The following is an 18,456-nucleotide window of genomic DNA, read 5'->3' as shown; positions in this document are numbered from 1 at the left end:
GGCCGCCGTCCACGCGGGACGACGGCCCTGACCTGCGACCGAACACCCGCCGCGAGGGCGGGTTCCGGGCTCAGCCGACGATGCGCCGCATCGAGTTGACCGGCGCGATGCTGTCGTAGTCGGCGACCTTGACCACGTCGCCCTCGGTCGGGGCGTGCACGGCCTTGCCGTTGCCGACGTACATCGCGACGTGGCTGACCGGGCTGTAGTAGAAGATCAGGTCGCCGGGCTGGAGCTGGCTGGCGGAGATGCTCTTGCCGTCGCTGATCTGGGACTTGGTCGAGCCGCCGATGCTCACGCCCGCCTGCTTGTAGGCCCACTGCATCAGGCCGGAGCAGTCGAAGGTGCTCGGGCCCTTGGCGCCGTAGACGTAGGACGAGCCCTGCTTGCTCAGCGCCGCGGTGACGGCCTCGGCAGCGGATCCGGAGCCGCCCGGGGACTGGTAGTCGGTCTCGCCACCGCCGGTGAGCGAGTCCTGGTCCTCGGCGCTGAGCTCGGCGTAGCGCTCCTTGACCTTGGCGACCTGGGCGTCCATGTCGGCCTTCTTCTGGCCGATCTCGCCCTGGATGCGGGCCGCGTCGGCCTCGGCCTGCGCCGCCCGGTTGCGGGCGTCCTGGGCGCGCTTGGTCGCGTCCTCGGCCTGGTGCACGGCGGCGGACAACTGCTTGATCGCGTCGTTGTTGTCCTTGGCCAGCACGTCGAGCGCCGAGGCGCGGTCCAGGAAGTCGTTGGGGGACTCGCTGACCAGCAGGGCGGACAGCTTGTTCAGCCGGGCGCCCTGGTACGAGGCGGTGGTGAGCTGGTCGACCTGGCCGCGGAAGCGCTCCTCCTCGGCGCGCGCCTGGGCGGCGACCTGCTCGGCCTGGTCGGCTTCGGCGGTGGAGCGGTCGAGCTCCGCCTTCTTGGCCGCGTGGTCGTCCTCGGCCTTCTTGTAGTCCTCGGTGATGACCTCGGCCTGGTGCGAGAGCTCGCGCACCTGCTTGGCCGCGTCCGAGGCGTTGTCGGGGAGTTGGGGGTCTGCGATCGCCGGCGCGGAGGTCATGCTGACGGCGGCGGCGACCGCCGAGGCCGCCAGGGCTCCGCGCATCGTGCGCTTCAATCGGTGCGACGCCACGTCGCGCACAGCTCCTTCGTTGTCGACCGCCTACCGAGTGCGCGGCGGGTGCGTCCGGTGCTCCGGACGACGGGCGCGGCAGCGCCCGGCACCCCGCGGGGCAGGTCCCGGTTCGGCTCCCCGACAGGCCGATTCGGCGGCGCCTCGCGGAGCGCCCGGATGGGTCGCTGATCGCCGCGAGGACGCGGTAAGGCTACGAAAGGCGAAGCGTCACGTCTAGAAGTGGGGGGGTAATTCGTCTGAACACCGTGCAATAGCACAATGGGGTTTTTTCCATGCTCGGAGAGTCACCAAATTCGTGATCCGCTGACCTGGGCTTCCCCGAACGTCCCCCTCGCGTCCGCCTCGCCTCGACCCGGACTATGACCCTCGCCACGAACCGGGCTCCTCCCGGTCCGGTGCGCGAACGGACGAGCCGCGCGCGAGACCGAACGCGCGGTCAGACCCGGTTCAGGCGGTCCAGGAGCACGGCCGAGGCCACCGCGTACGCACCGCCGTGCCGCACCGACGCCACCACCGCGCGGTCCGAGGTCGCCACCACCAGCTGCCTGCCCTGCGGCTCCGCCGTGACCAGCGCGCGGATCACGTCGTCGGCGATCACCCCGGGGTCGCTGAACAGCACCCGCACTCCGCGCGGCCCCGCGGTCGGCACCGCGAGCACGTCGGCACCGTCGAACACCACGGTCACCTCCGCCCCGGTGCGCGCCGCCAACGCCGCCAGCTGGTGCGCCAGCCGGTTGCGCTGATCGGCCAGGGGCAGATCCGGATACCCCGTCTTCGTGACGTTGTAGCCGTCCACGATCAGGTGCACCGCGGGCAGCGCCAGCAACCGGTCCAGCGCCGCCGCGTCGGCCACGTGCCCGGTCACCCCGGTATCGGCCCGCACCCGTTGCACGACGTCCGCCGGACGCGGTCCGCTGCCGCCAGCGCGCAGCTCCCGGCGCAGGCCGCCGAGCGCGCCCTCCATCGTCTCCAGCAGCAGCGCTATCCGGACCTCGTCGCCCTGCCTGGCCTCCCGGGCGGCCTGGCGGGCCACCTCCGAGTCCTCGACCGCCCGCTGCGCGCGCTCCCGCTCCTCCTGCGCGCGAGCCCTCTCGCGGTCCCGCTCCGCCCGCAGCTCCGCGAGGTCGGCCTCGACCCGCTCGTGCGCGACGGCGAGCTCCGCGCGAGCGGCCAGCGCGTCGTCCTTCGCCTCCTTGAGCCGCACCCCCTGCTCGCGCAACCGCTTGCGGAGCCGATCGGCCTCGGGCTCGCCCCCGGCGCGCTCGCCGACGCGCCGGGCCTCGGCCAGCTCCCGCTGCGCCCGCTCCAGCTCGGTGGCGAGCCGCTGCGCCCGGGCCCGCGCGGAGTCCCGCTCGCCGCGCAGCCTGCCCTGCTCCACCCGGAACGCGACCAGCTCCAGCAGGTGCTCCGTGCCCGGCGCCCCCAGCAGCACCCCGGCGGCGGCGACCACCACCGGATCGGCGTGTTCGGTGTCCAGCCCGTCCGGCCGGTGCTCCCGGCACCAGTCCACGACGGCGGTGCGGAACACCGGCGACTCCCGCAGCGCGGTCACCAGCGGCCCCTGCCCGAGCTTCGCTCGCTTGGCCGGGGCGAAGCGCACCACCGGGCGCAGCCGCACCGGCACGTCGGAGGGCCGCATCGCCTCCAGCGCCCCGGCCGCGAGCTCGGCCAGCCGGGCGCCGACCGGCCCCGGGAGCTGCTCGGACCCCTCGGCCGGAACGTCCTCGACCGGGTCGCCGGGCGCGCCCTCCCGCGCCTGCCCCGGACCGTCCACAGCAGACTCTTCGGTGCGCGGGGAATCAGCACCCGACGTCGGTGGAACCACGCACCCAGGCTAGTCGTCCGCTCCCCGTTCACCCGATCCGGAGGTTGTCGGTGGCCGCCCGTAGCGTGCGCGCGATGAGCGGGGCGCAGCTGACCTTCGACGAGATCGACGACGACCTCCCCCTGCACCTGGCCACCTTCGTGGTGGTCGACCTGGAGACCACCGGAGGCAGCGCCCAGCGCGACTCGGTCACCGAGATCGGAGCGGTGAAGGTGCGCGGCGGCGAGGTCGTCGGCGAGTTCGCCACCCTCGTCGACCCCGGCCGCGGGATCCCGCCCGCCGTGGTGACGATCACCGGGATCACCGAGGCCATGGTGCGCGGCGCGCCGTCCTTCGACTCGGTGCTGCCCGCCTTCCTGGAGTTCAGCCGGGACGCGGTGCTGGTCGCCCACAACGCGCCGTTCGACGTGGGCTTCCTGCGGGCGCACTGCGAACGCCTCGGCCTGGCCTGGCCCGGCCCCAGGGTGCTGTGCACCGCCAAGCTGGCCCGGCGGGTGCTGAGCCGGGACGAGACCCCGAACCACAAGCTCGGCACCCTGGCCCGCGTCCTCGGCGCCCGCACCACCCCGGTGCACCGCGCCCTCGACGACGCCCGCGCCACCGTGGACGTGCTGCACTCGCTGCTGGAGCGGCTCGGCCCGCTCGGCGTCCGGACCGTTCCCGAGCTGCTGGCGCACCTGCCGGACGTGACCCCGCAGCAGCGGCGCAACCGCGGCCTGGCCGACGCACTGCCCAGCGCCCCGGGCGTGTACCTGTTCCGGGGCCCGAACGAGGAGGTGCTCTACGTCGGCACCGCCTCCGACCTGCGCCGCCGGGTCCGGCAGTACTTCACCGCGGGCGAGCGCCGGAGCCGGGTCAAGGAGATGGCGGGGCTGGCGCACCGGGTCGACCACGTCGAGTGCGCGCACCCGCTGGAGGCCGAGGTGCGGGAGCTGCGACTGCTCGCCGCGCACCAGCCGCGCTACAACCGGCGCTCCACCGCCCCGCGCCGCACCTGGTGGGTGGTGCTCACCGAAGAGGCCTTCCCACGCCTCTCCATCGTGCGCACCGCCCGCGACGGTGCCCTGGGGCCGTTCCGGTCCCGGAGAGCCGCGAGCGAGGCCGTGGAGGCCCTGCAAGCGGGCGGCTCGCTGCGTCGGTGCACCGAGCGGATCCCGGAGCGCGACCCGCGCGGCCGCCCGTGCGCGCTGCACGAGCTCGGCCGGTGCGCGGCGCCCTGCGCCGGCTTGCAGAGCGCCGCGGACTACGCACCGGAGGTGATCTCGGTGCGCGAGGTGATCTCCGGGGCGCCCGGTGGCGACGGGCTGCTGCGGCGGCTGCGCGCGGACCTGGGCAGGCTCGCCGCCGAGGAGCGCTTCGAGGACGCGGCGGCCGGCCGCGACCGGCTGGCGGAGCTGGTGCGCGCGCTGGACCGGGGCCAGCGCTGGGCCGCGCTGGCGGAGGTGCCGGAGCTGGTCGCGGCCCGGCCGGACGGCGCCGGGGGCTGGCAGCTCGCGGTGGTGCGCCACGGCAGGCTCGCCGCCGCGGGCCGCGCCCGGCGCGGGGTGCCGCCGATGCCGGTGGTCGACGTGCTGCAGGCCGCCGCCGAGACCGTGCTGCCCCAGCCGGGCCCGCTGCGCGGCGCCCCCGCCGACGAGGTCCAGGTGGTGCACCGCTGGCTCACCACCGGCGGCACCCGACTCGTCCGCTGCGCCGAGCCCTGGGCGGAACCCGCCGGCTCGGCCGGGTCCTGGAGCGCCTGGCTGGACCGGGCCCACCGCGCCCGCACCCCCTACCCGGCAGCCGACTGACCTCCGGTGCACGCGCAGCGGCCCGGCACCCCGCGAGGGGGCACCGGGCCGCTGCTGGGAACCGCGGGATCACTCCGAGGGCTGCTGAGGCCTCCCGGAGACCAGCTCGCGCTGCTCCTGCTGCTCGTGCTCCAGGCGCTCGTTCTCGGCCCGCGTGCGGGCCAGCGCCTCGGTCTCCTCGACCGGGTCCGGCTTGAGCCAGCTGCCCTCGACCGGGGCACCGGCCGCGCCGAGCTTGTTCATCTTCTTCGGCACCGAGGCGCCCTGGTACGGCAGCTCCTCCGGGTGGCCGTGCGAGTCGACCGGGCCCAGCGGCTGGTGCACCTCGATGAACTCGCCGTGCGGCAGCCGCTTGATGATGCCGGTCTCCACGCCGTGCTCCAGCACCTCGCGGTCCGAGCGCTGCAGGCCCAGGCACACGCGGTAGGTGATGTAGTAGGCGATCGGCGGCGCGATCAGCAACCCGATCCGGCCGCCCCACGTCATCGCGTTCAGCGAGATGTTGAGCTCGAAGGCGATGACGTCGTTCATGCCCGAGGCCATCAGCACGGCGAAGAAGGTCAGCGCCATCATGCCGAGGCTGGTGCGTACCGGGTTGTCCCGCGGCCGCTGCAGCAGGTTGTGGTGCGCGTCGTCCCCGCTGAGCTTGCGCTCGATCATCGGGTAGGCGATGAGCAGCGTGAACATGATTCCCATGCCCAGCGCGCCGCAGAAGAACACCGGCGGCACCGTGTACGGCCCGATGTAGAGCTCCCAGGCCGGCCAGATCCGGAGGATGCCGTCCGCCCACATCAGGTACCAGTCCGGCTGCGAGGCGGCGGAGACCTGCGAGCCGAGGTACGGCCCGAGGTTCCAGATCGGGTTGATCTGGAAGACGCCACCCATGATCGCCAGGATGCCGGTGGTCAGTGCGAAGAACGCACCGCTCTTGAGGGCGAAGGTCGGCATGATGCGGATGCCGACAACGTTGGTCTCCTTGCGCTTGGCGCCCGGGAACTGGGTGTGCTTCTGGTACCAGACCAGCGCCAGGTGCGCCGCGACCAGCCCGAGCATGATCCCGGGCAGCACGAGCACGTGCAGGATGTAGAGCCTCGGGATGATCTCCATCCCGGGGAACTCGCCGCCGAACAGCGCCCAGTGCAGCCAGGTGCCGAGCACCGGGATGGACAGCACGATGCCGGACATGGTGGCGCGGATGCCGGTGCCGGAGAGCAGGTCGTCCGGCAGCGAGTAGCCGAAGAAGCCCTCGAACATGCCCAGGATCAGCAGCAGCGAGCCGATGACCCAGTTCCCCTCGCGCGGGCGCCGGAACGCACCGGTGAAGAAGATCCGGAACATGTGCGCCATCATCCCGGCGACGAACAGCAGCGCCGCCCAGTGGTGCAGCTGCCGGATGAACAGGCCGCCGCGCACCTCGAACGAGATGTCCAGCGTGCTCGCGAACGCCTTGGACATCTCGACGTCCTGCAGGTTCCGGAACACCCCGTCGTAGGTGACCTCCTCCATGGAGGGGTCGAAGAACAGGGTGAGGTAGATCCCGGTCAGGATCAGGATGATGAAGGTGTAGAGCGCGATCTCACCGAGCAGGAAGGACCAGTGCGTCGGGAAGACCTTGTTCAGCTGGCGCCGGATCCCGGGAGCCATGTTGTAGCGCTTGTCGGCCTCGTCGGCCGCCGTGGCCGCCTGCCGGTAGAGCTTGCTCTCCGGCTTGGTGGGCGTCGTGATCGAACTCATGAGTTGCGCTCCCAGTACGCTGGGCCGACCGGCTCGATGAAGTCGTGCCTGGCCACGAAGTATCCCTCTTCGTCCACCGTGATCGGCAGCTGCGGCAGGGACCGGGTGGCCGGGCCGAAGACCGGCTTGGCGTAGGTGTTGACCACGTCGAACTGCGACTGGTGGCACGGGCAGAGCAGGCGACCGGTCTGCTGCTCGAACAGCGAGGTCGGGCAGCCCACGTGGGTGCACACCTTCGAGTAAGCGTAGTAGTCGCCGTAGTTGAAGTCCTCCTGGCCCTTGCGCTTGACCGGCGCGCTGCCCGGCCGGAGCCGGATCAGCATCACCGGGGCGTCGCTGCGGCGCAGCACGGCGGCGAGCTTGTGCTCGTCCTCGCGGTCGGACTCGCGGAACGGGAACACCGTCTCGAAGCCACCGGCGTCGATGTCCTCGGGGCGCAGCAGCGAGACGTCGTGCGGGTCACCGGTGTCGCGCCGGAGGTAGACCTTCTCGTCGTTCTCCTTCATCCACGCCGTGTGCTTGAGGGAGTCGGGTCCCTCGGTGGCCCACGGGTCGCGGACGAAGCCGCCGATGGCGATCAGGCCGGTGCCCAGGCCCAGCGCCGCCCCGCCGAAGCCGAGCGTGCGGCGGATCATGGACCGGCGCGCGAAACCGCTGCGCACGCCGGTGTCGGCCAGGATCGCGGTGGTCGTCTGCCGGTCGACCTCCTCCGAGCCGTGCCCGTCGTGGCGCTGCTGGATGGCGACCTCGTGCGGGATGAGCTTCTTGGCGTAGAGGACCACGCCGACGCCCACCGCGAAGATCGACAGCCCCAGGAAGAGCCCGATCAGCGGGGTGTAGAGGTTGTAGAGGAAGTACTCGCGGCCGCCCTGCTGCGGGGTCACGTAGGCCCACGGCCAGAAGATGAACACCGCGATGAACGCGATCGCGGAGAACCCGGCGAGCGCGAACCAGCCGGCGACGGCGCGCTCCGCGCGCTTCTCGGCGCGGGTGCCCTCCACCGGGAACGGGTCCTGGTAGTGGACGAGCTCCACGCCGTCCATCGCCAGGCCGAGCCGCATCTTCTCGTCGCGGCTCATCTCGGCCAGCTCGGCCTCGGTGTAGTCCCGCTTCGGGCTCTCGTGCCCTTCTTCGCTTGCACTCATGCCCTGGCTCCGATCCACAGGGTGACGCCGATCAGCGCGCCGAGTCCGACGACCCAGGCGATGACTACCTCCGAAGCGGGCCCGAAGCCACCGAGGGAACTGCCGCCGGGGTTGTTGTTGTTGTTCGTCACCGACTTGACGTAGGCGATGATGTCCTTCTTCTCCTGCGGCGTGAGCTGCCGGTCGGAGAACTTCGGCATGTTCTGCGGGCCGGTCAGCATGGCCTCGTAGATCTGCTGCTCGCTGGCCGGGTCGAGGTTCGGCGCGAACTTGCCGGAGGACATGGCGATGCCGCGCCCGGTGAAGTTGTGGCAGGAGGCGCAGTTGAGGCGGAACAGCTCGCCGCCGCGCGCCGAGTCGCCGGTCGCGGCCGCGTTGGTGACGTCCGGGGAGACCGGACCGCCGCCGTAGGTCTGCACGTACGCCGCCATCGCGTCGATCTCCTCGGGGGAGAACTTCGCGGGCTTGCGGATCGCCTGGGCTTCCTGGCGGACCATCGGCATCCGGCCGGAGGAGACCTGGAAGTGGACGGCGGCCTCGCCGACGCCGACCAGGCTCGGGCCGCGGTCCTTGACACCGCCCAGGTTCGCGCCGTGGCAGCTGATGCACGCGTTGTTGTAGAGCTGCTCGCCCTGCCTGACCAGCGCCGGGTCCGCCGCGGCGTGCGCGGTCTGCGGCTCGGGGGTCAGCACGGTGTAGAGCCCGCCCGCGCCGACCAGGGCGATCCCGAGGGCGAGGACACCGGAGAGCCTGCGCCGGAACTTGGACCCCGCGCGGTTCCGTTTCTTGATGGTGGTCATGAGTGCGGCAACCCTTGCTGTCAGGTTCGGGTGTTGCGTGTCGGTCTGGTGGACCGGGGGATCACGGAACGAGGTAGATCACGGCGAACAGTCCGATCCACACGATGTCGACGAAGTGCCAGTAGTAGGACACGACGATCGCGGCGATGGCCTGCGCCGGGGTGAACTTGCTCAGCTTGGTCCGGATGAGCAGGTACACGAACGCGATGAGCCCGCCGATGACGTGCAGGCCGTGGAAGCCGGTCGTCATGAAGAAGACCGTGCCGAACGCCGACGAAGCGATCGTGGTGTGGTGCGCGGTGACCAGCGTGTAGTACTCGCCGGCCTGCCCGGCCACGAAGATCGCGCCCATGATCAGGGTGACCACGTACCAGCGGCGGAGGCCGAAGACGTCGCCCCGCTCGGCCGCGAACACGCCCCACTGGCAGGTGAAGGAGGACGCCACCAGGATCACCGTGAAGGGGAGGGCGTACGCGATGTTGAGCTCGCTGGGCGCCGGTGGCCACGCACCCTCGTTCTGCGCCTTCACCGTGAAGAACATGGCGAAGAGTCCAGCGAAGAACATCAGCTCGCTGGCCAACCAAACGATGGTGCCGACGCTGACCATGTTCGGCCGGTTCAGCGAGTGCACGCGTTGACTGATTGAGGGCGCTGCCGTTGTCACGCGACGCATTATGTCCCGTGCGTTTTCTCCCTGCGCCTTCGGGTCCCGGGCAAGGCGCGTCAGTGATCGGATCGCGACCTGGAGGTAACTCGTTGTGATTGGTTTTGACCGGATTCGGACCTGGCTGGGCCTCGGCGTCCGGTCCGCGCGCGGCACCGAACCCGACCCGGACGATCCGGATCTGGCCGTGGTGGTCAGCGCGTTCGACGAGGCCGAGGCCGCCTCCGCCGCCCTCGCCCGCTCCCCCGCCTGGCGCGAGCAGCTCCCTGCCGTGCTGCGCCACCACCTGCTGCTCCCCGACGGGGCCGTCAGCGGGGCCGCTGAGCTGCTGGAACAGGATTCCTGGCGGTTGCGGGCGGCCGGGGACGCCGCGCCGGCGGAGTTCGGCGCGACTCCCGCCGACGGCGAGGTGGCGCTGTTCGCGGAGCGTGTGCAGAAACTCGACGCGTTGCATTGCTCACAGGAGAGCTCGCGGATGGCGGGACTGGCCCAGCGCTGCGGCGGCCGGGCGGTCGGCTGGGTCGCGCTGCAACGGCCCCCGGCCTGAGCGGATCGACCCCCGGGCGTTGTCGCGGTGGCTACTCCTGGGCCCCGCCGAACGGCTAGCATCCGGGGATCACCGCCATCGAGGGCACCATCTCGTCGTCGGGCAGTGTCACCACACCGCAGTGAGCCGACCGCCTAGCCAGCGAGGAGCAGTTGATGAGCACGTCGACCACCACCGTCCTGGTCTTCAGCCACCGGCCCGAGGTGCGCGAGTCGATCATCGGCGCGATCGGCAGGCGCCCCGCGCCCGACCTCCCCCGGATCGACTACGTCGAAGCGGGCACCGTCGCCGACGTCCTCAGCGAGGTCGACGCGGGCCGCGCGGACCTGGTCGTCCTCGACGGCGAGGCGCAGCCCACCGGTGGCATGGGCGTGTCCCGCCAGCTGAAGAACGAGATCGAGGACTGCCCGCCGATCGTGCTCACCGTGCGCAGGCGGGACGACCGGTGGCTGGCCACGTGGTCGCAGGCCGACGCGGTGCTGGTGCACCCGCTGGACCCGCTCTCCTCCGCCGAAACCGTCGCCGAAGTGCTCCGCGCCGCCGTTCCGGCCGCGGTGCGGGCCTGAGCCACCCGGAGAACAATCGTGGGCACCATGTCGGGCAGCTGGCCAGAACTCCTCGGACACCTCGTCGCGGGCAACGACCTGTCGGCGCAGGACACCGCGTGGGCGATGGACCTGGTGATGACCGGCGCGGCCACCCCGGCCCGCGTCGCCGCCTTCGTCGTGGCGCTGCGCGCCAAGGGTGAGACGGCGGCGGAGGTGCGCGGCCTGGCCGACACGATGCTCGCCCACGCGCTGCCGCTGGAGGTCGACCGGCGGGCCGTCGACGTCGTCGGCACCGGCGGCGACCGCTCCGGCAGCGTGAACATCTCCACGATGACCGCGATCGTGGTCGCCGCCTGCGGTGCCACCGTGGTCAAGCACGGCAACCGGGCGGCCTCCTCGAAGTGCGGGACGGCCGACGTCCTGGAGACCCTGGGCGTCACGATCGACCTGCCCCCCGAGGGCGTGCGCCGCTGCGTCGCCGAGGTCGGGATCGGGTTCTGCTTCGCACCGGTGTTCCACCCCGCGATGAAGTACGCCGCCGGGCCCCGCCGCGAGATCGGCATCCCGACCGCGTTCAACCTGCTCGGGCCGCTGACCAACCCGGCGCGGCCCGGCGCGGGCCTGATCGGCTGCGCGGATCAGCGGATGGCACCGGTGATGGCCGAGGTCTTCGCCTCGCGCGGCGGCTCGGTGCTGCTGGTCTCGGGCGACGACGGCATGGACGAGATCACCACGACCACCACCACGACCGCGTGGGTGGTCGGGGACGGCCAGGTCCGCCAGGAGCGCATCGACCCGGCGGAGCTGGGCATCCCGCTCACCACCCCGGAGTCGCTGCGGGGCGGCGACGCCGAGGTCAACGCCGACGTGGTGCGACGGCTGCTGGCGGGCGAGCGCGGTCCGGTGCGCGAGGCCGTCGTGCTCAACGCGGCGGGCGCCCTGGCCGCCCACGAGGGCATCCGGACCGACCTCACCGCGCAGCTGCGCACCGGCATCATCCGCGCCGGGCAGGCCCTGGACTCCGGTGCCGCGGCGGACCTGCTCGCGCGCTGGTCCGCCCGCACCGCCTGACGGGAGCGGTGCCGCTCAGCCCTCCAGACCGAGGGAGAACGTCGCCTCGGTGTCCTGGCGGGAGTACGAGCGGAAGGCGATGTGGGTGTCGGTGTCCAGCACCCCGGCGACCTTGTTGATCCGGCCGGGCACGATGTCGGCGATCTCCTGGTGGTCGGTGACCCGCAGGATCGCGATCAGGTCCACGTCACCCGCGCAGGAGTAGACCTCGGCGACGCCCTCGATGTCGGCGACCTCCTGGGCCGCCTCGGTGAGGCGGTCGGCGACGGTCTGGATGAGCACGATCGCGGTGATCACGGGAGCCTCCTGGTGGCGCGACGTCGTGGGACCACCCGAATCCTAGGCTCCGTCCCGCGCTCGCTCCCCCGGACCGGGCCCGGCGTGCGACGAGCCCCCGGACCAGCGGTCCGGGGGCTCGTGCGCGTTCGGAGGTCTCAGTCGTGGTTCGGTCCGGTGTGGTACTCGAACACCAGGCCCGCGACCATGATCAGCAACACGCCGACGGCGATCACGATCATCACCACGTGGAAGAACGCCAGCGCGACACCGGCGAACGCGGCGGACGCCGCCAGCCCGGCGGGCCAGTAGCTGCCGGGGCTGAAGAAGCCCAGCTCGCCCGCGCCGTCGCTGATCTCCGCGTCCGGGTTGTCCTCGGGCCGCGGCTCGATGCGCCGCGCGACGAACTGGAAGTAGCTGCCGATTAGCAGCGACAACCCGCCGACGAGGATCAGCGCCACGGTGCCCACCGGCTCGTGCGACCACACCCCGTAGATGACCGCCGACAGGAAGAAGAAGACGGTGATCAAGTTGAAGATCTTCGCTTCGACCTTCATGGAATCCTCACTCTCGCGCCCTGCGCCCTGCCGGAATCAGTTGCCGGCTTGCCGGCCGCCGATGGTCGACGGCTCGCCGGACGTGCGGTCGGTGTCGAACGGGACCGACGTCACCGCTCGCGGCGCGCACAGCTCACCGCAGTTCATCTGGCTCAGCGCCTCGGCGGCGGTGTAGTACTGGCCGGTGGCCGGGTTGTTCTGCGTCCGCAGCTGCATGTACTGGTCGAACTTGTCCGGCGACAGGGCGCGGACCTCGAAGTTCATCATCGAGTGGTAGGTGCCGCAGAGCTCGGCGCACCGCCCGACGAAGGAACCCTCGCGTTCGATGGTGTTCTCGAAGACGGCGTCCTGGTTGTTCTTGTCCGGGTGCGGGAAGGTGTCCCGCTTGAAGTGGAACTCGGGGACGAAGAACGAGTGGATGACGTCGGTGGAGCTCAGGTTGTACTGGATCGTCGAGTCTGTCGGCAGCACCAGCAGCGGGATCTCGCTGCTGCTGCCGACGGTGCGGACCGGCTGGCCGTCCGGCGTGCGGTGGTCCGGGTAGTTGAACTCCCAGTTCCACTGGAACGAGACGACGTTGACCTTCTCGTCCGGGTCGGCGGACTTGGCCATCACGTAGTTCTGGGTGGTGGCGGTGAAGTAGAACAGCACCACGACCATCACGAACGGCACCGCGGTGTAGATGACCTCGAGCGGCACGTTGTACTGGAACTGCTTGGGCAGCTCCTCGCCCTTCTTGCGGTGGAAGGCGACCGTCCAGAACATCAGGCCCCACACCAGGACGCCGACCGCCAGCGCAGCGATCACCGACCAGGTCCACAGCTGTCGCATGGACTCCGCCTGCGGGGTGACGCCTTGCGGCCAGCCGAACCGCAGGACCTCGTCGGCCGAACAGCCCGTGGCCGCGACCGCGACCAGGCCGACCAGCCCGGCTACTTTGACCAGCCGTGGCACTCGGGTCCCCTCCTCCGGACGTTCCTGCCGCAAGCTCCCCATCCGAAAGCCCACTGCGCGACGCCTCCTCGCTGCGTGTTCCCACCGTCGCCGCGAGCTGAGCGGGGCATGACGAGCCCCACCGCGCCCGCGGCCGGAATGCTGCGGGGAGCCTAGCCCAGCAGTAGCCGCGATACTGCTCCGGGGTGGCGAGGTGCGCTGCACATCACCGAGATCGTCGCCGCCGCGCGGCGATCTCGTCCCGGCGGGGCGGGGCGGCGTTCACCGGGCCGGGCGGAGGGCTCCCCGCGCCTGCACGGCACGAGGACGGACCCGGCATACTGGAACTCCCGCCCGTCGAGATCCCAGCAGGGGCACGCGGAGCGGAGCCCGACCCATCGCCGACGCGAGAGGTGCACGAGACGCGTGTGCGGCCTGCTTGGACTTGTCAGTCCCACTGAAGAGAACGCCGGTTTCGCCGTCGACGCCGTGGCCAAAGCGCTGCCCTGCCAGCGGCACCGGGGCCCGGACGAGAGCGACACCTGGCACGGCGGCGAGGTCGTGTTCGGCTTCAACCGGCTCTCGATCATCGACCTGGAGCACTCGCACCAGCCGTTGACCTGGGGGCCGCCGGAGAACCCCGGCCGCTACACGATCAACTTCAACGGGGAGATCTACAACTACCTGGAACTGCGCGCCGAGCTCGCCGAGCGCTACGGGGCCCGGTTCAACACCGACGGCGACACCGAGGTGATCGTCGCCGCCTACCACTACCTCGGCACCGCGATGGTCGGCCGGTTGCGCGGCATGTTCGCGTTCCTGATCTGGGACAGCGAGCGGCGCGTGGTGTTCGGCGCCCGGGACCCGTTCGGCATCAAGCCGCTGTTCTACGCCTCCGGTCCGGGCGGCGTGGCCTTCGCCAGCGAGAAGAAGTCGCTGCTGAGCCTGGCGACCACGCTGCGCATCGGCGAGGACCTGGACCACAAGGCGCTGCAGCACTACCTGACGCTGCAGTACGTCCCGGAGCCGGAGACGCTGCACCGCCAGATCCGCCGCATCGAGTCGGGCACCTCGTTCACCGTCTCCCCCGGCGGCAGGCTGGTCACCGAGCGGTACTTCGTGCCGAACTTCGCGGCCAAGCCGGTGAACGGGGACTCCGAGGCGCGGCGGCTGCACGACCAGATCGTCGACGTCATGCGCGACTCGGTCGCCAAGCACATGCGCGCTGACGTCACCGTGGGCTCCTTCCTGTCCGGCGGCATCGACTCGACCGCGATCGCGTGCCTGGCCAAGGAGCACAACCCGAACCTGATCACCTTCACCACCGGGTTCGAGCGGCAGGGCTACTCCGAGGTCGACGTCGCCGCCGAGTCCGCGGCGGCGATCGGCGTCAAGCACGTGATCCGCACCGTCTCCCCCGAGGAGATGATGGAGACGCTGCCGCTGATCATCTGGTACCTGGACGACCCGGTGGCGGACCCGGCGCTGGTGCCGCTGTGGTTCATCGCCCGCGAGGCCCGCCAGCACGTGAAGGTGGTGCTCTCCGGTGAGGGCGCCGACGAGCTGTTCGGCGGCTACACGATCTACCGCGAGCCGCTGTCGCTGGCCCCGTTCGAGCGGGTGCCGGGCGCGCTGCGCAAGGCGATGGGCCGGGTGTCCACCGCGATCCCGGACGGGGTTCGCGGCAAGGACCTGCTGCGCCGCGGCGCGCTGTCGCTGGAGGACCGCTACTACGGCAACGCCCGGATCTTCCGGGACGACCAGCTGCAGGCCGTGATGTCGGCCTTCGACCCGGGCGTCTCGCACCGCGACGTGACCGCCGGGCCGTACCGCTCCTCGGAGTCGTGGGACCCGGTCACCCGGATGCAGCACGTGGATCTGTTCACCTGGCTGCGCGGCGACATCCTGGTCAAGGCGGACAAGGTCACCATGGCCAACTCGCTGGAGCTGCGGGTGCCGTTCCTGGACAACGAGGTGTTCCGGGTGGCCAGCGGGATCCCGCTGGACCAGAAGATCACCCCGGAGACCACGAAGTACGCGCTGCGCCAGGCGATGAAGCAGGTCGTGCCCGCGCACGTGCTCAACCGGCGCAAGCTCGGGTTCCCGGTGCCGATCCGGCACTGGCTGCGCGACGAGATGCACGACTGGGCGCGCAACATCATCCAGCAGTCGCAGACGGAGCGGCTGCTGAACAAGACCGCGATCCTGCAGCTGCTGGAGGAGCACCGCTCGGGCGTGCTCGACCACAGCCGTCGGCTGTGGGCGCTGCTGGTGTTCATGATCTGGCACGGCATCTTCGTCGAGGGGCGGCTGTCCCCGGACGTCCCGGAGCCGTACTACCCGGTCAAGCTCTGACCGCACCGCACGATCGAACGGCCGCTCCTCCCGGGGGCGGCCGTTCGTCGTCCGGCCCGCCCGGCCCGCGGGGCGGGCCGGGCGGAGCGCTGACGGGTCAGCAGCTGTTCCTGCTGGTGAAATCGGTGTGGCCGTAGTAGGGGACGTCGACGCCGTTGAGCACGACCTTGACGTCGTCGCCGCCGGATCGCTGCTCGAAGTGCAGGTGCGGACCGGTGACGCCGCCGGTCGCCCCGGCCTCGCCGATCTTCTGCCCCCGCGAGACCTTCTCCCCCTTCGACACGCTCTGCTGCGACAGGTGCGCGTAGCGGGTGGTCCAGCCGGAACCGTGGTCGATCTCGATCCAGCGGCCGTAGCTGGTGCCGCCCTCGTTGCCGACGACGCTCACGGTGCCCCCGGCGGAGGCCACCACGGGCATCCCGGTGATGCCGCCGCGCTGGAAGTCGACCGAGTTCGCCGGGCTGTGCCCGCTGAACGTCGCGGCGGTGACGGTGACCCCGCACCGGAACGGGACCTGGAACTGCGGGGCGGCGACGGCGGGCGTCGCGCCGGCGAGGACGCCGAGGGCGGCGAGCGCCGCGGTGGCGGCCAGCCGACCGCCGCGGCCGGGTCTGCTGCTGGTCATGGATCTCCTCCTCGTTCTGGCTCCGCGTCGGGCCGGAGCCGGTTCCGGGGAGGCCGATCGGACCACAGCGCGCTGACATCCCGGTTACGCGCGGGGCACCCGCCGGGCGCCCCGCGCGGTCCGGATCAGCTCAGCTTGGCGCCGGTGTGCAGCGCGATGCCCGAGACGCCCCGGATCGAGGTGGTGAAGGTGCCGTCCTCCCCCACCTCGGCGGTCCCGCCGGTGCAGGAGCCGTCCTGGAGCTCACCGGACATCACGTCGCAGTACGTCCCGGCGGGCAGCGAGGTCTGGAAGGTCTGCTGCTCGACGGCCGCGTCCTCCCGGTTGAGCACGACGAACCCGGCGTCGCCGCGCCCGAAGGCGATCCGGCCGGCACCGTCGTCCCACCAGTTGACGAGGTCCGCGCCCCGCACCTCCTGGTGGAAGCCGGCCATCCCCGCGATCACCGGCCGCGCGTGCTCGCACACCCAGGCCTCGTCGGAGCAGCTCGCCGGGCTGGTGCGGCCCTCGGAGTCCGCGGGCGGACCCGCGTCCGGGTCGTCGAAGGCGAACCCGGAGATCAGCTGCGGGGTGCCGTACGGGTAGGCCAGCATGAAGGCGTTCGCGAGGTCGTAGGCGGCGCCGTCCTTGTAGGTCAGCGTCGGCTCGCTGCGCTGGGTGTCGTGGTTGTCGATGAACACGACGGCCTGGTCGCCCGGCAGCTCCACCTGGTCCGGCAAGTTCGCGAGCTGGGCGAGCGAGCCGTCCTTGAAGGCGTCGCTGACGACGTGGTGGTAGCCGAACTCGGTGACGTCGCCGTTGCCGCTGTACTCGCCGGCCGAGGTGGTCTGGTCGGCGATGACCTCCTGGAACACGTACGGCTTCGCGCCGGTGCCGGGCACCGCGTCGAGCGCGCCGAAGATCGCGCCGACGTCCTCCGGCGGCATGTGCTTGACGCCGTCCACCCGGAACCCGGAGACGCCCAGGCCGATCAGGTCGTTGAGGTACCCGATCTCGGTGGACCGGACGTGGTCGGAGCCCGTCTTGAGGTCGGCCAGTCCGAGCAGCTCGCAGTTGCGCACCTCCCACTGGTCGTCGTAGTTCGCGATGTCGCGACGGCAGTCGCTGAAGTCGGCATCGCCGTAGAGACCGGGGTAGTCGTACTTGGTGTGCGCGGTGCCCGCGCTCCCGACGGCGTCGCTGGCGGCCATGTGGTTCACCACGGCGTCGGCGTAGATCTCCACCCCGGCGTCGTTGCAGGCGGAGACCATGGCGGCGAACTGCTCGCGGTTCCCGCGACGGCTCTCCAGCTGGTAGCTCACCGGCTGGTAGTCCTGGTACCAGGGGTGGTTCTCGCCGTCGAGGATCACGTGCTCCTGCGGCGGGGAGACCTGCACGGCGCCGAAGCCCTTCGGGCCGAGCGTGCCGCGGCACTCCTGCGCGATCGAGTCCCAGGGCCACTGGAACAGCTGCACGATCGGGCCGGCTACCGGTGCGGCGGCGGGCGCGGGATCGCGCACGGCTCCGGCGGCGGGGACGGCGGCCGTTCCGGCGAACGCGACCGCGAGGACGAGGGCGGATAATCGCATCGGACAACCTTCTCGGTGTCGGGTGTCGTCCGGACGATCACATGTTCTTTCGCCCCGTTCAGTCAATGCTCCGTCCGCACGAGCCGGTGCCCGCGCCGGAGGGCTCGCGGCGGAGAATGCGGCCATGCGCGAAGTGGAGATCCGGGAAGGCACCATCCGGCTGGGCCAGCTGCTCAAGCTGGCGGGACTCGTCGAGCACGGCGCCGAGGCGAAGGCGCTGCTGGAGGAGGGCGAGGTCGAGGTCAACGAGGAGGTCGAGACCCGGCGCGGCCGCCAGCTCGTTCCCGGGGACCGGGTCGCGCTGGGCGAGGAGGTCGTTCAGGTCGTGGCCCGCTGACCCCGGACGCGCGAACGGCCCGGTCCCCTGGCGGGGCCGGGCCGTCGTGCGGAGCGCGTCAGTGGAAGGAGTCGCCGCAGGCGCAGGAGCCGCCCGCGTTGGGGTTGTCGATCGTGAAGCCCTGCTTCTCGATGGTGTCGACGAAGTCGATGACCGCGCCCTCCACGTACGGGGCGCTCATCCGGTCGACGACCACGTCCAGACCCTCGAAGCCGCGCCGGGCGTCGCCGTCGAGGGTGCGCTCGTCGAAGAACAACTGGTAGCGCAGGCCCGCGCAGCCGCCGGGCTGGACGGCGATGCGCAGGTGCATGTCGTCGCGGCCCTCCTGCTCCAACAGCGCCTTCGCCTTCTGCGCCGCGGAGTCGGTCAGGGTGACACCGTGCGCGGGCGCCTCGCTCTCAGTCGTGGTCTGGGCGGTCATGGCTCTCCCTAGAGGTCTCGCTCGTCCGCTTTCCGGCGTGACGTGGAACGTCAGCACCGGTCCGAGGTATTCCCCCGCCGGGGCGGGTCGACTCGATCGTGGAAGCGAGTCGGGTCGTCTACCTGCCCTCCATGGTGGCACAG

The 18,456-nt window shown here is 71.4% G+C and carries 17 protein-coding genes and 1 pseudogene; 6 read left to right on the top strand and 12 right to left on the bottom strand.

Annotated elements, in window-relative coordinates; translation table 11 throughout:
• Positions 1-70: 70 nt before the first annotated feature.
• Entirely contained in the window at positions 71-1,114 is a 1,044-nt protein-coding gene (locus ACL03H_RS08155; RefSeq protein WP_412810502.1) for a C40 family peptidase, read from the bottom strand.
• Positions 1,115-1,553: 439 nt separating this feature from the next.
• Entirely contained in the window at positions 1,554-2,891 is a 1,338-nt protein-coding gene (locus ACL03H_RS08150) for an NYN domain-containing protein (protein WP_412810501.1), read from the bottom strand.
• 125 nt (positions 2,892-3,016) lie between these two features.
• Here ACL03H_RS08150 and ACL03H_RS08145 point away from each other — a divergent pair, with 125 nt between their 5' ends.
• Positions 3,017-4,732: a DEDD exonuclease domain-containing protein gene (locus tag ACL03H_RS08145; protein ID WP_412810500.1), complete on the top strand. Its 1,716-nt coding sequence runs from the start codon at positions 3,017-3,019 to the stop codon at positions 4,730-4,732.
• Between the two features lie 69 nt (positions 4,733-4,801).
• Here the strand turns inward: ACL03H_RS08145 and qcrB are convergent, their stop codons facing one another.
• From qcrB to ctaE, 4 genes are all read right to left on the bottom strand, one after another.
• Positions 4,802-6,466: a cytochrome bc1 complex cytochrome b subunit gene (gene qcrB, locus ACL03H_RS08140; protein WP_412810499.1), complete on the bottom strand. Its 1,665-nt coding sequence runs from the start codon at positions 6,464-6,466 to the stop codon at positions 4,802-4,804.
• Entirely contained in the window at positions 6,463-7,611 is a 1,149-nt protein-coding gene (gene qcrA / locus ACL03H_RS08135; protein WP_412810498.1) for a cytochrome bc1 complex Rieske iron-sulfur subunit, read from the bottom strand. Before qcrA ends, qcrB begins: the two co-directional genes overlap by 4 nt.
• Positions 7,608-8,411, bottom strand: coding sequence for a cytochrome bc1 complex diheme cytochrome c subunit (qcrC, locus tag ACL03H_RS08130; protein WP_412810497.1), 804 nt, complete (start codon positions 8,409-8,411; stop codon positions 7,608-7,610). The genes qcrA and qcrC overlap by 4 nt, the downstream gene beginning before the upstream one ends.
• Positions 8,412-8,472: 61 nt before the next feature.
• Positions 8,473-9,084: an aa3-type cytochrome oxidase subunit III gene (gene ctaE / locus ACL03H_RS08125; protein ID WP_459561771.1), complete on the bottom strand. Its 612-nt coding sequence runs from the start codon at positions 9,082-9,084 to the stop codon at positions 8,473-8,475.
• An 85-nt stretch (positions 9,085-9,169) separates the two neighbouring features.
• Here ctaE and ACL03H_RS08120 point away from each other — a divergent pair, with 85 nt between their 5' ends.
• The 3 genes from ACL03H_RS08120 (at position 9,170) to trpD (ending at position 11,241) form a co-directional block, all read left to right on the top strand.
• Entirely contained in the window at positions 9,170-9,622 is a 453-nt protein-coding gene (locus ACL03H_RS08120; protein WP_412810495.1) for a hypothetical protein, read from the top strand.
• A gap of 155 nt (positions 9,623-9,777) precedes the next feature.
• On the top strand, positions 9,778-10,188 hold the full coding sequence (locus ACL03H_RS08115) for a response regulator (RefSeq protein WP_412810494.1): 411 nt from the start codon (positions 9,778-9,780) through the stop codon (positions 10,186-10,188).
• A gap of 27 nt (positions 10,189-10,215) precedes the next feature.
• Positions 10,216-11,241: an anthranilate phosphoribosyltransferase gene (gene trpD / locus ACL03H_RS08110; RefSeq protein ID WP_412810493.1), complete on the top strand. Its 1,026-nt coding sequence runs from the start codon at positions 10,216-10,218 to the stop codon at positions 11,239-11,241.
• Between the two features lie 15 nt (positions 11,242-11,256).
• Here trpD and ACL03H_RS08105 read toward each other — a convergent pair whose 3' ends face one another.
• From ACL03H_RS08105 to ctaC, 3 genes are all read right to left on the bottom strand, one after another.
• Positions 11,257-11,538 (bottom strand): Lrp/AsnC family transcriptional regulator, encoded by a 282-nt coding sequence (locus tag ACL03H_RS08105; RefSeq protein WP_412810492.1) that lies wholly within the window; start codon positions 11,536-11,538, stop codon positions 11,257-11,259.
• 137 nt (positions 11,539-11,675) lie between these two features.
• A complete protein-coding gene (locus tag ACL03H_RS08100; RefSeq protein WP_412810491.1) occupies positions 11,676-12,074 on the bottom strand; it encodes a cytochrome c oxidase subunit 4 in 399 nt (132 codons plus the stop codon).
• Between the two features lie 36 nt (positions 12,075-12,110).
• On the bottom strand, positions 12,111-13,070 hold the full coding sequence (gene ctaC, locus ACL03H_RS08095) for an aa3-type cytochrome oxidase subunit II (protein ID WP_412810657.1): 960 nt from the start codon (positions 13,068-13,070) through the stop codon (positions 12,111-12,113).
• A gap of 363 nt (positions 13,071-13,433) precedes the next feature.
• Between ctaC and asnB the strand changes: the two genes are divergently transcribed.
• Positions 13,434-15,362, top strand: a complete 1,929-nt coding sequence (gene asnB, locus ACL03H_RS08090; RefSeq protein WP_412810490.1) for an asparagine synthase (glutamine-hydrolyzing) — start codon at positions 13,434-13,436, stop codon at positions 15,360-15,362.
• Positions 15,363-15,462: 100 nt separating this feature from the next.
• Here the strand turns inward: asnB and ACL03H_RS08085 are convergent.
• Together ACL03H_RS08085 and ACL03H_RS08080 are read right to left on the bottom strand one after the other, a co-directional pair.
• Positions 15,463-15,987 (bottom strand): annotated as a pseudogene (locus ACL03H_RS08085) (M23 family metallopeptidase); the annotation flags it as partial.
• Between the two features lie 125 nt (positions 15,988-16,112).
• Entirely contained in the window at positions 16,113-17,555 is a 1,443-nt protein-coding gene (locus ACL03H_RS08080; protein ID WP_412810489.1) for an alpha-amylase, read from the bottom strand.
• Positions 17,556-17,679: 124 nt separating this feature from the next.
• Here ACL03H_RS08080 and ACL03H_RS08075 point away from each other — a divergent pair, with 124 nt between their 5' ends.
• Entirely contained in the window at positions 17,680-17,892 is a 213-nt protein-coding gene (locus ACL03H_RS08075; RefSeq protein WP_412810488.1) for an RNA-binding S4 domain-containing protein, read from the top strand.
• A 58-nt stretch (positions 17,893-17,950) separates the two neighbouring features.
• On the opposite strand, the gene ACL03H_RS08070 is transcribed toward ACL03H_RS08075, so the two are convergent.
• Positions 17,951-18,313, bottom strand: coding sequence for a HesB/IscA family protein (locus tag ACL03H_RS08070; protein ID WP_412810487.1), 363 nt, complete (start codon positions 18,311-18,313; stop codon positions 17,951-17,953).
• Between the last annotated feature and the right edge of the window lie 143 nt (positions 18,314-18,456).

Source organism: Saccharopolyspora antibiotica (assembly GCF_047200635.1).
In the GTDB taxonomy this organism is placed as follows: domain Bacteria; phylum Actinomycetota; class Actinomycetes; order Mycobacteriales; family Pseudonocardiaceae; genus Saccharopolyspora_C.
Note: the sequence above shows the minus strand (reverse complement) of the source record. Positions and strands in the feature narration are given on the sequence as shown.

What these genes read in the sequence shown, in the direction of transcription:
- ACL03H_RS08145 (WP_412810500.1), top strand. Translation starts at nt 3,017, where the DNA reads ATGAGCGGGGCGCAGCTGACCTTCGACGAGATCGACGACGACCTCCCC.
- qcrB (WP_412810499.1), bottom strand. Translation starts at nt 6,466, where the DNA reads ATGAGTTCGATCACGACGCCCACCAAGCCGGAGAGCAAGCTCTACCGG.
- qcrA (WP_412810498.1), bottom strand. Translation starts at nt 7,611, where the DNA reads ATGAGTGCAAGCGAAGAAGGGCACGAGAGCCCGAAGCGGGACTACACC.
- qcrC (WP_412810497.1), bottom strand. Translation starts at nt 8,411, where the DNA reads ATGACCACCATCAAGAAACGGAACCGCGCGGGGTCCAAGTTCCGGCGC.
- ctaE (WP_459561771.1), bottom strand. Translation starts at nt 9,084, where the DNA reads ATGCGTCGCGTGACAACGGCAGCGCCCTCAATCAGTCAACGCGTGCAC.
- ACL03H_RS08115 (WP_412810494.1), top strand. Translation starts at nt 9,778, where the DNA reads ATGAGCACGTCGACCACCACCGTCCTGGTCTTCAGCCACCGGCCCGAG.
- trpD (WP_412810493.1), top strand. Translation starts at nt 10,216, where the DNA reads ATGTCGGGCAGCTGGCCAGAACTCCTCGGACACCTCGTCGCGGGCAAC.
- ACL03H_RS08100 (WP_412810491.1), bottom strand. Translation starts at nt 12,074, where the DNA reads ATGAAGGTCGAAGCGAAGATCTTCAACTTGATCACCGTCTTCTTCTTC.
- ctaC (WP_412810657.1), bottom strand. Translation starts at nt 13,070, where the DNA reads ATGGGGAGCTTGCGGCAGGAACGTCCGGAGGAGGGGACCCGAGTGCCA.
- ACL03H_RS08080 (WP_412810489.1), bottom strand. Translation starts at nt 17,555, where the DNA reads ATGCGATTATCCGCCCTCGTCCTCGCGGTCGCGTTCGCCGGAACGGCC.
- ACL03H_RS08075 (WP_412810488.1), top strand. Translation starts at nt 17,680, where the DNA reads ATGCGCGAAGTGGAGATCCGGGAAGGCACCATCCGGCTGGGCCAGCTG.
- ACL03H_RS08070 (WP_412810487.1), bottom strand. Translation starts at nt 18,313, where the DNA reads ATGACCGCCCAGACCACGACTGAGAGCGAGGCGCCCGCGCACGGTGTC.